Source organism: Derxia lacustris (genome assembly GCF_002105195.1).
Classification (GTDB): domain Bacteria; phylum Pseudomonadota; class Gammaproteobacteria; order Burkholderiales; family Burkholderiaceae_E; genus Derxia; species Derxia lacustris.
In genome coordinates this window covers 34,112-46,529 of record NZ_MUHU01000020.1, presented here as the reverse complement: position 1 = coordinate 46,529, position 12,418 = coordinate 34,112, and the positions used below count along the sequence as shown (strand labels likewise).

The 12,418-nt window shown below is 71.1% G+C and carries 7 protein-coding genes; 3 read left to right on the top strand and 4 right to left on the bottom strand.

Annotated features, from left to right (window positions below; translation table 11 throughout):
* Positions 1 to 9: 9 nt before the first annotated feature.
* Positions 10 to 453 carry a c-type cytochrome gene (locus B9P64_RS15365; RefSeq protein ID WP_085316963.1) on the top strand — a complete coding sequence of 148 codons (444 nt, stop codon included), beginning with the start codon at positions 10 to 12 and terminating at the stop codon, positions 451 to 453.
* Positions 454 to 530: 77 nt separating this feature from the next.
* Here B9P64_RS15365 and B9P64_RS15360 read toward each other — a convergent pair whose 3' ends face one another.
* The 4 genes from B9P64_RS15360 to yajC are packed head-to-tail and all read right to left on the bottom strand — an operon-like array spanning position 531 to position 4,361.
* Positions 531 to 1,187 carry a cytochrome b/b6 domain-containing protein gene (locus tag B9P64_RS15360; RefSeq protein WP_085316962.1) on the bottom strand — a complete coding sequence of 219 codons (657 nt, stop codon included), beginning with the start codon at positions 1,185 to 1,187 and terminating at the stop codon, positions 531 to 533.
* Positions 1,187 to 2,128 (bottom strand): protein translocase subunit SecF, encoded by a 942-nt coding sequence (secF, locus tag B9P64_RS15355; protein ID WP_085316961.1) that lies wholly within the window; start codon positions 2,126 to 2,128, stop codon positions 1,187 to 1,189. The genes B9P64_RS15360 and secF overlap by 1 nt, the downstream gene beginning before the upstream one ends.
* A gap of 23 nt (positions 2,129 to 2,151) precedes the next feature.
* Positions 2,152 to 4,026 (bottom strand): protein translocase subunit SecD, encoded by a 1,875-nt coding sequence (secD, locus tag B9P64_RS15350; protein WP_085316960.1) that lies wholly within the window; start codon positions 4,024 to 4,026, stop codon positions 2,152 to 2,154.
* Complete coding sequence (gene yajC, locus B9P64_RS15345) at positions 4,023 to 4,361, bottom strand: preprotein translocase subunit YajC (protein WP_085316959.1); 339 nt, start codon at positions 4,359 to 4,361, stop codon at positions 4,023 to 4,025. The genes secD and yajC overlap by 4 nt, the downstream gene beginning before the upstream one ends.
* Before the next feature lie 119 nt (positions 4,362 to 4,480).
* Between yajC and B9P64_RS15340 the strand changes: the two genes are divergently transcribed.
* Positions 4,481 to 9,643 (top strand): alpha-2-macroglobulin family protein, encoded by a 5,163-nt coding sequence (locus B9P64_RS15340; protein ID WP_085316958.1) that lies wholly within the window; start codon positions 4,481 to 4,483, stop codon positions 9,641 to 9,643.
* A 56-nt stretch (positions 9,644 to 9,699) separates the two neighbouring features.
* Positions 9,700 to 12,384: a penicillin-binding protein 1C gene (locus tag B9P64_RS15335; RefSeq protein WP_085316993.1), complete on the top strand. Its 2,685-nt coding sequence runs from the start codon at positions 9,700 to 9,702 to the stop codon at positions 12,382 to 12,384.
* Positions 12,385 to 12,418 lie beyond the last annotated feature (34 nt).

The following is a 12,418-nucleotide window of genomic DNA, read 5'->3' as shown; positions in this document are numbered from 1 at the left end:
GGATTCGTCATGAAGTCGAAGTTGCTGCGCGCCGCCACGCTGGGCGCGCTGGTGCTTGCCACCGCGCCCGTCCACGCCGCCGATGGCTTTGCCAAGCCCAAGGAAGCGGTCGAGTACCGCGAAGGCGTGTTCAACATCATGAGCACGCACATGAAGCGTCTGGGCGCGATGGCCAAGGGCGATGTGCCGTTCGACGCGGCCAAGGCGCAAGCCTCGGCCCAGCTGATCGCAACGCTGTCCACGCTGCCCTGGGAAGCCTTCGTGCCCGGCACGCTCGGCGAGCTGAAGGCCGATCCGATCAAGAACGCCGCCGAGTTCAAGCAGCTGGCCGACAAGTTCGAGGTGCAGGCCAAGCTGCTGCCGGCCAGCGCCGCCACGCTCGATGGCCTGCGCGGCCAGCTCACCACCACCAGCAGCAGCTGCAAGAGCTGCCACGAGTCCTATCGCAAGTAGGCCGGCGGCAGCCGCGCACAACAAAAAAGCCCGACGTTTGCGCGTCGGGCTTTTTTGCTTGAAGGCGGCGGGGCGCGTCAGCCGGCGCTGGCCGGCAGCAGCGTCGCCAGCCACCACACGCCGGCCGAGCAGGCCGCGAGTAGCGCCAGCGCGCCGAGGCGCACCAGCGCATCGTCGCGCGCCGGCGGCGCGGCCATGGCGACCTCGGCATCGCCGGTGAGCATCGCCGGCACCAGCGGCTTGCGCTTGACGCGGGCGTAGAAGACCACCGCGCCGACATGCAGCGCCACGATGGCGTAGACCGTCGTGGCATTGAAGCGATGCAGCCGGCCGAGCAGATCGGCCGTGCCGCTCGCCACCGTGTCGATCAGCGGACCCGAGGCCATCACATCGTCGCTGGTGAACAGGCCCGTGACCGCCTGCACGCCCACGATTACCAGCAGCGCCAGCACCGACCAGGCGCCGAGCGGGTTGTGCCCGGGCGCGTCATGCGGCGCGCCGCGCAGATAGGCCAGCGCCCGCGCCGGCGCCGCCACAAAACCGGCGAAGCGCGCATAACGCGGCCCGACCACGCCCCAGACCAGCCGGAACGCCAGCAGCGCCAGCGCCGCATAGCCGAAGCGGAAATGCCAGTCGAAGGCCTCGACCTTGGCGCTGACGATGGCCGCCGTGACCGCCGCCGCAAAGCTCCAGTGGAAGACCCGGGTCGGCAGATCCCAGACGCGCAGCTTCATCAGGGCTCGACCGTGTTGCCGTCGTCCTTGCGGACCGGCTTGACCAGATCCTCGCGCGACACGCCGAGCCAGCGCGTGAGCGGCGCCATCACCAGCACCGACGAGTAGATGCCGAAGCAGATGCCGATGGTCAGCGCCACCGCGAAGTAGTGCAGCGTCGGGCCGCCAAAGATCAGCATGGTCAGCACCATCACCTGCGTGAGGCTGTGCGTGATGATCGTGCGGCTGATGGTGGACGTGATGGCGTTGTCGATCACCTCGTCCACGCTGGCCTTGCGCATCTTCCGGAAGTTCTCGCGGATCCGGTCGGCGATGATGACCGACTCGTTGACCGAGTAGCCGAGGATGGCCAGCACCGCCGCCAGCACCGACAGCGAGAACTCCCACTGGAACAGCGCGAAGAAGCCAAGAATGATGACCACGTCGTGCAGGTTGGCGACGATGGCCGCGACCGCGAACTTCCATTCGAAGCGCAGCGCGAGGTAGACCATGATCCCGATGACGACTACCAGCAGCGCCATCGCGCCGTTCTCGAACAGCTCCTCGCCGACCTGCGGGCCGACGAATTCCACGCGACGCAGTTCGAGCCCGGCGCCGGCCGGATCGGCCTTGAGCACGCTGAGCAGCTCGTCGCTCTGCTGGGCGCTGCTCTCGCCCTTGCGCAGCGGCAGGCGGATCAGCACATCGCTCGGCGTGCCGAAGGCCTGCACCTGGGCATCGGCATAGCCCTGGGCCTCGACCAGACCGCGCACGCTGGCCACGTCGGCGGCCTGCGCATAGTTCACTTCCATCAGCGTGCCGCCGGTGAACTCGATGGAAAAGTGGAAGCCCCGGATCGCGATGAAGACCACCGCGAGCACGAAGGTGAGGGCGCTGATCGCGTTGAACACGATCGCGTGGCGCATGAACGGGATGTCGCGCCGGATTCGGAAGAATTCCATTTGCCTGTTTCTCTAGTGGCGGCTCAAGCCGAGGCGCCGGATTTCCAGACCGTCCCGATCGCCACCTTTTGCAGCTTGCGCTGGCGGCCATAGACCAGGTTGACGAGCGCGCGGCTCACGAGAATGGCCGAGAACATCGAGGTGAGGATGCCGAGGCAGTGCACCACCGCAAAGCCGCGGATCGGGCCCGAGCCGAACACCAGCAGCGCCACGCCCGCAATCAGCGTGGTGACGTTGGAGTCGAGGATGGTGGCCCAGGCGTGCTCGTAGCCGGCCTTGATGGCCTGCTGCGGCGCGAGGCCCGCGCGCAGCTCCTCGCGGATGCGTTCGTTGATGAGCACGTTGGCGTCGATGGCCATGCCGAGCGTGAGCGCGATGGCCGCGATGCCGGGCAGGGTGAGCGTGGCCTGCATCAGCGACAGCAGCGCCACCAGCAGCATCAGGTTGCAGACCAGCGCCACCACCGAGAACACGCCGAAGGCCGCGTAGTAGATGGCCATGAACACGGCGATCGCCACGAAACCCCACAGCACCGAATGGAAGCCCTTGGCGATGTTGTCGGCGCCGAGACTCGGGCCGATGGTGCGTTCTTCCACGATTTCCATCGGCGCGGCGAGCGAGCCCGAGCGCAGCAGCAGCGCCAGTTCGGCCGATTCCTGCGTCGTCATCGAGCCGCTGATCTGCACCCGGCCGCCGGAGATTTCGCTCTGGATGACCGGCGCGGTGATGACTTCGCCGCGGCCCTTCTCGATCAGCACGATGGCCATGCGCTTGCCGATGCTGTCGCGCGTGACGGTGCGGAAGATCGCCGAGCCCTTGCCGTCGAGCGCCAGATGCACGGCCGGCACCTGCTTCTGCGAATCGAAGCCGGCCTGCGCGTCCTGCAGGTTGTCGCCGGTCAGGACCACGTCCTTGCGCAGCAGCAGCGCGCGGCCGCCGCGTTCGACATAGCGCTCGAGGCCGAAGGGCACGCTGCCGGCGGCGAGCGCCTGCGTGGCTTCGGGCGAGTCGTCGACCATGCGCACTTCGAGCGTGGCGGTGCGGCCGAGAATCTTCTTGGCCTGGGCCACGTCCTGCACGCCGGGCAGCTCGACCACGATGCGGTCGGCGCCCTGCTGCTGCACCACGGGCTCGCTCACGCCGAGCTCGTTCACGCGGTTGTGCAGCGTGGTCATGTTCTGCTTGACGGCCGCGTCCTTGGCGGCGATCAGCGCCTTGTCGCCGAGCGTGGCGCTCAGCTTGAGGTCGCTGCCTTCGCCCGACTGGGTCACGGTGAAGTCGCGGAAATTGTCGGCGAGCAGGTCGCGCGCGCGCTGGCGCTGGTCGTCGGCATTGAAGGCGATGCTCACCACATTGCCGGCGCGGCTGATGCCGGCATGGCGGATGTTCTTGTCGCGCAATTGCAGCCGCAGATCGGATTGCAGCGCGTCGAGCTTCTTGCCGAGCGCGGCGGCCGTGTCGACCTGCATCAGAAAGTGGACGCCGCCGCGCAGATCGAGGCCGAGATACATCGGCATCGCGCGGATCGACTGCATCCACAGCGGCGTGTCGGTCGCCAGATTGAGCGCGATGACGTAATCGGCGTTGTCGACGTCGGGCGCGAGCGCCTTCTGCAGCGCGTCCTTGGCCTTGAGCTGGGTGTCGGTGTCGTGGAAGCGCAGACGCAGCGTGCCGCCGGTCTGCGTGGCCTCGAACACGGCGGCGTCGGCCTTGAGGCCGGCGTCGCCCAGCAGCTGGGTCGTGCGGTCGAGCAGCGCGGGCTCGACCTTGACGGTGGCTTTCCCGCTCGATACCTGCACCGCCGGGCTCTGCCCGAAGAAGTTCGGCACCGAATACAGCAGGCCGAACAGCAGCGCGAAGGCGATCAGCAGGTACTTCCAGAGCGGGTAGCGGTTCATAGGCTCTTGATCGTGCCCTTGGGGAGAACGGACTGCACTGCCTGGCGTTGCACCAGCAGCTCGATCGGGCCTTCCTTGATGCTGGCCACTTCGACCGTGAGGTAGTGGTCGGTGACCTTGCTGACCTTGCCGAGCACGCCGCCGACGGTGATGACTTCATCGCCCTTTTGCAGCGCATCGAGCATCGCCTTCATTTCCTTCTGGCGCTTCATCTGCGGCCGGATCATGAGGAAGTACATGACCGCGAAGATGAGAACAAACGGCCCGAACTGGAACAGCAGCGCTTCGGGGCCGGCCGGCGCGCCGGCGGTCTGCGCGTAGGCGACAGAAATCATGCGAACTCCAAGTTTTTTCGATGAATCAAGGCGTTATGCGAGGCGCGGATTATAGCCACGCGGCATGACGGCTCCAGCCGGCATCGCTAGACTCGCGCCCGCCTGCACAGGAGAGCGCAATGAGCTTCGCAATCGCGAAACGATGGTCCACCCGCGCGCTGGGCGCGCTTGCAATGCTGGCGGGTCTGGCCGGCTGCGGCGGCGACAAGGCCGGCTCCAGCGCCGAGATCGGCGCCGCCGCACCGTTCGAGCTGGCCGGCTGCAAGCCGCGCCTGCTCGACGGCACGCCGGCCATCGCGCTCGACTTCACCCGGCCGCTCGACCCGAAGCAGGACTTCGGCAAGCTGCTGCATGCGAGCGACAACGGTCAGGACGTGGCGCCGCGCTGGGTGCTCGGCGACAACCCGCGCGTGCTCTGGCTGCCGTTCGCCACGCCCGATCACGACTACACCGTCAAGCTCGACGGCGCGCTCGCGGCGCGCGGCGGCGACAAGCTCGGCAACGCGGCCGAATGCGCGGCGCGCAGCGAGGCCATGCCGGCGTCGTTCTATTTCGCCAGCCGCGGCATCGTGCTGCCGGCCGGCGAGAGCGGCGGGCTGCCGGTCGTCACCATCAACACGCCCGAAGTGGATGTGCAGTTCCTGCGCATCGCGCCGGCGCAGTTGCCGCGCTTCTTCGACATGGTCGCGGGCCGGCGCGCGCAGGAAAACGACGCCGATACCGCCGACGCCGAGGAGGGCTACGACGGCTACAGCTACCAGCGCCCCAACCGCTGGCGCGGCCAGACCTCGTACTACGAGCTCGACGAGCTGAAGGAACTGGCGCAGAGCGTCTACCTCGGCCGCTTCAGCACCGACGCGCGCGCCAACCGCCGCAACGTCAGCTTTCTGCCGGTCGAGCGCATCAAGGAATTGCGCGAGCCGGGCATTTATCTGGCCGTGATGAACGCGCCGGGCAGCTTCGCCGGCGAATACCAGGTGAGCTATTTCTACGTGACCGACATCGGCCTGCATGCGCGCCGGCATGCGGCCCAGACCGATGTGTTCGCCACCTCGCTCAAGCGCGGCGAGGCGATCAAGGGCGTGGAAGTGCAGCTGCTCGACGCCGCCGGCAAGACGCTGGCGCGCGCCAGCACCGACAGCCAGGGCCATGCCGAATTCACCGGCAATGCCGATCAGGCCACGGTGCTGCTGGCCAAGCGCGGCGATGAGCATTCGCTGCTGGCGCTGCGCGATCCGGCGCTCGACCTGTCCGAATTCGACGTGAACGGCCATCTGCCGCGCGCCAGCAAGCTGTTTGTCTATGCCGGGCGGGATCTGTATCGGCCGGGCGAAGGCTTCGACGTGTCGGTGCTGGCGCGCGACATGGACGGCCGCGCGGTCGATGCGGCGACGCCGGTCATGCTGCGGCTCAAGCGGCCCGACGGCGAGAAGGTGAGCGAGACGCTGCTGCGGCCGGCGACGGCGCGCATCGCCACGGTGCCGGGCGCCGCCGCGCCGGCCAGGCCGGCCGAAGCCAGCGCACCGCCGGCCGCCAATGCCGTCACCTCGGTGCAGCTCGGCACCGGCTACTACCGCCAGCGCATCGCGCTGCCGCCCGATGCAGCCACCGGCCGCTGGACGCTCGAAGCCCGCACCGATCCGGGCGCCAAGCTGCCCGATGCGCAATGGAGCTTCCAGGTCGAGGAGTTCCTGCCCGAGCGGCTCAAGCTCGACTTGCAGGCGCCGGCCGGCGTGCTCGGCGGCGCGGACAGCTTCAGCGTGGCGGTGCAGGGCGATTACCGCTACGGCGCGCCGGCCTCGGGCAACCGGCTGCTCGGCAGCGTCTACGTCGAGCGGCACAAGTTCGCGCTGCCGCAGCAATGGCCGGGCTTCGTGTTCGGCGACTTTGCCGACGACAGCGCCCGCAAGCGCGCCGATCTGAGCGAGGCGGCACTCGACGGCGCCGGCCATGCCGATGTGACCGTGCCCTTCGACACCGACGGCCGTACCTCGCCGCTGCTGGTGCGCGCGAGCTTCAGCCTGCTGGAAACCGGCGGCCGCCCGGTCGTGCGCTCGATCGAGCGCGACTGGTGGCCGGCCGAGGCGCTGGTCGGCATCCGCCCGCTGTTCGACCGCGACGTGGCGGCCGAAGGCGGGCTGGCCGAGTTCGAGGTCATCCGCGTCGGCCGCGACGCCAAGCCCGCGCCCGGCGGCAAGCTCGACGTGAAGCTGGTGCGCGAGGAGCGGCGCTGGTACTGGCGCCACAGCGACCAGGGCGGCTGGCAATCGGGCTATGACGACAGCGATGAAATCGTCGAGACGCGCAGCCTCGTGGCCGGCAAGGAGCGCATCAAGCTCGCGCTGCCGGTCGTCTACGGCCGCTACCGGCTGGAGATCGCCGACCGCGACAGCGGCCAGACCGCGCGCTACGCCTTCTATTCCGGCTGGGGCGCGCAGGACGCGGAAGAAGCCGGCAACCGGCCCGACCGCGTGCAGATCAAGCTCGAAGGCGCGCCCTATGCCAATGGCGCCAAGGCCAGCGTCACGCTCACGCCGCCGCATGACGGCGAAGCGCTCGTCACGGTCGAGGGCGACCGCGTGCTCTGGAGCAGCCGGCTGCGTCTGCGCAGCAGCGGCACCAAGGTCGAGCTGCCCATCGGCGCCGACTGGAACCGGCATGACCTCTATCTGACGGTCGTCGCCTTCCGCCCCGGCTCCGAGGGCGACAAAGTGACGCCGGCGCGCGCCGTCGGCGTGGCCTATCTGCCCATCGCGCGCGAGGACCGCCGGCTGAAGGTGGCGCTCGAAGCGCCGGCTAAGGTCGTGCCCGAGACGCGCGTGAACCTCAAGGTCAAGCTCACCGGCGCCGACGGCAAGCCCTACGCCGCGCCCGCCACCAGCGCCGGCAAACCGGTGATCGTCACCGTGTCGGCGGTCGATACCGGCATCCTCGACATCACCCGCTACGCAACCCCCGACCCGTTCGACTTCTTCTTTGGCAAGCACCGCTACGACGCCGACCTGCTCGACTTCTACGGCAAGCTCATCGAGAAGCTCGACGGCAATCTGGCCAAGCAGCGCTTTGGCGGCGACAGCGGCATGCGCGACACCAAAAGCCCGCCGCAGAAGGTGAAGCTGGTCGATCTGTTCAGCGGCCCGGTGGCCGTCGATGCCAACGGGCAGGCCACGGTGCCGCTCGATCTGCCCGACTTCAACGGCACGCTGCGGCTGATGGTGGTGGCGAGCGGCGCCGACCGCTTCGGCAGCGCCCAGGCCGACATGACCGTGGCCGCGCCCATCGTGGCCGAGCTGGCCATGCCGCGCTTCATCTCGCCCGGCGATCAGGCCAGCATCGCGCTCGACGTGACCAACATGACGGGCGCGCCGCAGGACGTGGCGCTCAAGCTCACGGCCGACAGCCCGCTGCGGATTGCCGGCGGCGAACGCACGGTCAAGCTCGCGGACAAGGAACGCCAGACGCTGCGCTTCAGCGTCGAGGCGAGCGACGCGGCCGGCATCGCGCCGCTGCGGCTCGCGCTCACGGCCGGCGCCGTTTCGCTCAAGCGCGAGGCCGCGCTCGAAGTGCGTCCGGCCACGCCGCTGCAACGCGACGTGAAGCGGCTGCGCATCGAACCGGGCGCCACGGTCAAGCTCGACGCCAGCGCGCTCGACGGCCTGTGGCTCGGCTCGGCGACCGTCGGCCTGAGCGCGTCGGACCGCCCGCCGATCGACGTGCGCTCGGCGGTGCGCGGCCTGCTGCGCTACCCCTACGGCTGCCTGGAGCAGACCGTGAGTTCGGCCTATCCCAACGTCTACATCGACGAGCCGACCGCGCTGCTCTGGGGCCTGACGCCGGCCGCGCCCGAGGAACGCCGCAAGCGGCTCGATTCGGCCTTCTCGCGGCTGGCCGGCATGCAGCAGTCGCGCGGCGGCTTTGGCCTGTGGAGCGCGTCGAGCCCGTATGAAGACTGGCTCAGCGCCTATGCCACCGCCTTCCTGCTCGATGCGCGCGAGGCCGGTTTCCTGCCGCCCGAGGCGATGCTGAAAAGCTCGCTCGACAACCTGCTGGCCGAGTTCCAGCAGCAGCCGGGGCGCCAGCTCACGCTGCCGGCCGGTATCAAGCCCGACGACAAGGGCCGGCCCAACTGGAACGACCGCGAGCTGCTGCGCAACGCGCATGCGCGCTTCGACGCCGCCGCCTACCAGGGCTATGTGCTGGCGCGCGAGGCGCGCGCGCCGCTGTCCACGCTGCGCCGGCTGCATGACGAGTTCCGCGGCAATGCGCGCTCGCCGCTGCCGCTGGTGCAGCTCGGCATCGCGCTGCGGCTGATGGGCGACGAGGCGCGCGCCAAGGTCGCGCTCGACGACGCCTTTGCGCGGCCCTACGGCCTCGTGCCCTCGGCCAGCGGCTGGTGGGACGACTGGCTGACGCAATACGGCTCGCGCGAACGCGATACCGCGCTGGCGCTGGCGCTGCTGCTGCGCCACAACGCCGCGCCCGCGCGCAGCGGCGAAATGCTGGCCGAGCTGGTCAACGCCTTCGACGAGCGGCGCGAGCGCGGCTGGGGCAACTACCACTCCACGCAGGAGCAGGCAGCGCTGTTCCTGGCCGCGCGCGGCGCCGGCTCCGGCCCGGCCGATGCCAAGGGCGCCGAGCTCAAGCTCGACATCGACGCCGGCGGCGCCAAGGAGGCCGTGAGCACGCGCGGCAGCCTGCAACGCGGCTGGACCGGCGACACGCTCAAGCGCGGCATCGCCGTGACCAACACGGGCAGCGCGGCGCTGTGGGTTGAAGTGGCGACCGAGGGCTTCCCGGTCAAGCCGCCGGTCATCGCCGATCCGCGCATCGAGCTGGACCGCAGCTGGTGGACGGTGGACGGCAAGCGCCTGAGCACGCGCGAGCTGCGCACCGGCGAGGTCTATCTGGTGCGGGTGCGCGCGACGGCGAAGCAGCCGATCGCGCAGGGGCTGGTGGTGGACCGCATCCCGGCCGGCGTGGAGATCGAGAACCTCAACCTCGTCGACGGGCAGGGCGCCGGCGCCTACACGGTGGACGGCGTGGCGCTGGCCGGCGCGATGGCCAATCCGCGCATCAGGCATGTGGAGTTCCGCGACGACCGCTTTGTGGCGGCGCTCAACCTCGACGGCAATCCGGTCGATCTGTACTACGTGGTGCGGGTGGTGACGCCCGGCCGCTACGGCGTGCCGCCGAGCTTTGCCGAGGACATGTACCGGCCGGCGCTGCGCGGCATCGGCAAGGCCGAGGCCGACATCACGGTGGTCGATCCGGTTCGCAAGTGAGCGCGGAGGAGGGCGGCGGCGCGGACGGCTCGGGCGGGGCGGCTGGCGTGGACGGCGTGGCCGACCCGGCGTCGACCGCCCGCGCCGAGCAGGCCGCGCGGCGCGCGCTCGACCGCCGCGCGCGCCGCATCACCGCTGCGATTGCCGCCGGCATCTGCGCCGCCGTGCTGCTGCTCGACCGCGTCTTTCCGCCGCCGCTGCCGCGCGCCGGTGCCGATGGCGCGCTGGTGGTGCTGGCCGCCGACGGCACGCCGCTGCGCACTTACCCCAGCCGCGACGGCGTGTGGCGCGTGCCGGTCCGGCTCGACGCGGTGTCGCCGCTCTATGTGCAGGCGCTGGTCGGCTATGAGGACCGTGCGTTCTGGCAGCACCCGGGCGTCAATCCGCTGGCGCTCGCGCGCGCCGGCTGGCAATGGGCGCGCAACGGCCGCGTCGTGTCGGGCGGCTCGACGCTCACGATGCAGGTCGCGCGGCTGCTGGAGCCGCCGGCGCCGGGTGCGCGCCGTTCGCTCGCCACCAAGCTGAGGCAGGCCGTGCGCGCGATGCAGATCGAGGCGCGCCTCGGCAAGCGCGAGATTCTTGAGCTGTACCTGAACCGCGCGCCGATGGGCGGCATGGTCGAGGGCGTGGAGATGGCGAGCCGCGCCTACCTCGGCAAGCCGGCGCGCGAGCTGAGCGCCGGCGAGGCCGCGCTGCTGGCGGTGCTGCCGCAGGCGCCGTCGCGGCTGCGACCCGACCGCGCACCGGCCGCCGCCCGCGCCGCGCGCGACAAGCTGCTCGCGCGCATGCAGGCCAGCGGCGCCTGGGATGCGGCCACGGTCGCCGACGCGCGCATCGAAACCATCATTGCCCAGCCGATCCGCGCGCACTGGCTTGCGCCGCTGGCGGCCGAGCGGCTGCGCCAGCAAGCGCGCCCGGCCGGCGCGGCACGCGGCGCGGCTCAGAGTGCAGCGCGGGATGCAGCGGGCGCCGCCGCGCCGGCCGGCAGCGCCGCGCGCGCCACCACCGAGCGCGACGCCAGCGGCCGCGAAGTGCTGCGCACCACGCTCGACGCCGGCATCCAGCGCCACCTTGAGCAACTGCTGCTCGACCGCCTCGGCAGCCTGCCGGCGCATGTGTCCATCGCCGCGCTGGTGGTCGAGAACGCCACGCTCGCGGTGCGCGGCTATGCCGGCTCGGCCGATTTCGGCGACGCCAGCCGCGCCGCGCATGTCGACATGGTCCGCGCCGTGCGCTCGCCCGGCTCCACGCTCAAGCCCTTCCTGTATGCGCTTGCGCTCGACGAGGGGCTGATCCATTCCGAGAGCCTGCTGATCGACGCGCCGCAGGATTTCGGCGGCTATGCGCCGGGCAATTTCCAGGCGGCGTTCAGCGGGCCGGTCAGCGTCAGCGAGGCGCTGCAACGCTCGCTCAACGTGCCGGCGGTCGATCTGCTCGACCGGCTCGGGCCGGCGCGCTTTGCCGGCACGTTGCGCAACGCCGGTCTGCGGCTGCGCATGCCGGGCGGCGCCGAGCCCAATCTCAGCCTCATCCTCGGCGGCGGCGGCACCACGCTGGAGGAACTGGTCGGCGCCTACACCGCGTTCGCGCGCGGCGGCATTGCCGGACGTCCCCGCTTCGTGCCCGACGCGCCGGTCGTGGAAACCCGGCTGATGAGCCCCGGCGCCGCCTTCATCGTGCGCGAGATCCTGGAGAACGGCGGCAAGCCCGACCGGCCGTTCAACCTCGACACCGCCGGCATCGCGTGGAAGACGGGCACGAGCTTCGGCTTCCGCGATGCCTGGGCGGTGGCGGTGACGGATGCGTACACGGTGGGAGTGTGGGTTGGCCGGCCCGACGGCACGCCCAATCCCGGGCATTTCGGCGCCAACACCTCGGCGCCGCTGGTGCGCGATCTGATGCTGGCGCTGCCGCGCGCGGTCGGTGCCGGGCCGGACGCCGCCGCCGCCGCCGCGAGCGCTGCCGATGCGGCTCGGGGTGCCGCGCCCGATCCGGCCCGGACCACTGCGCCTGGCTCCGCACTGCCCGGCTCGGCACCGCCCGGCGCGCTCGTCCAGCGCGGCGCGCCGCCCGGCGTGGTCGCGGCCGACATCTGCTGGCCCGGCGGACTCGCCGCGAGCCAGACCGAGCCCGCGCTGTGCCGCGAGCGCCGCCGCGCCTGGACGCTCGACGGCGCCACGCCGCCCACGCTGCCCGACCGGCTGCGCAGCGGCGGCTGGACCGAGACGCTGTGGATCGACCGCGCCCACCAGCGCCGGCTGCGGCCCGACTGCCTGCGCGGCGGCGCGGACGGCGCCACGCACGCCAACGCCGCCGCGCTCGCGTCTTCTGCCGTCGCCGCCGCCACGCCCGCCGCGCCCGAACGCATCGACATCCCGCGCTGGCCCACGCTGCTCGACCCCTGGCTCGCGCCCGAACGCCGCGCGCCCGAGGCCGCCTGGCCCTGGGCCGATGGCTGCCGGCCCGATGCGCCGCAGCGCACGCTGCACATCGAAGGCCTCGATCCCGGCGCCACCTTGCGCCCGGCGCCGGGCAAGACCGCCGCCGTGCTCGCGCTGCGCGCCGTCGGCGCCCGCGCCAGCGTGGTCTGGCTGCTCGACGACCGGGTGGTGGCCAGCGCGCCAGCCGCGCAGACCGTGTCCATCGCCGTGGCCGAGCCCGGCCCGCACCGGCTCGCCGCCATCGATGCCGAAGGCCGCTTCGCGACGCTGGCCTTCCGCTGGCAGGACGGCGCGCGCTGATTCCGCCGCCCGTCTCGCCGGCGCTACGAAATGC

Excerpts from the sequence above, each read along its gene's own strand:
- B9P64_RS15365 (WP_085316963.1), top strand. The coding sequence starts at position 10 with ATGAAGTCGAAGTTGCTGCGCGCCGCCACGCTGGGCGCGCTGGTGCTT.
- B9P64_RS15360 (WP_085316962.1), bottom strand. The coding sequence starts at position 1,187 with ATGAAGCTGCGCGTCTGGGATCTGCCGACCCGGGTCTTCCACTGGAGC.
- secF (WP_085316961.1), bottom strand. The coding sequence starts at position 2,128 with ATGGAATTCTTCCGAATCCGGCGCGACATCCCGTTCATGCGCCACGCG.
- secD (WP_085316960.1), bottom strand. The coding sequence starts at position 4,026 with ATGAACCGCTACCCGCTCTGGAAGTACCTGCTGATCGCCTTCGCGCTG.
- yajC (WP_085316959.1), bottom strand. The coding sequence starts at position 4,361 with ATGATTTCTGTCGCCTACGCGCAGACCGCCGGCGCGCCGGCCGGCCCC.
- B9P64_RS15340 (WP_085316958.1), top strand. The coding sequence starts at position 4,481 with ATGAGCTTCGCAATCGCGAAACGATGGTCCACCCGCGCGCTGGGCGCG.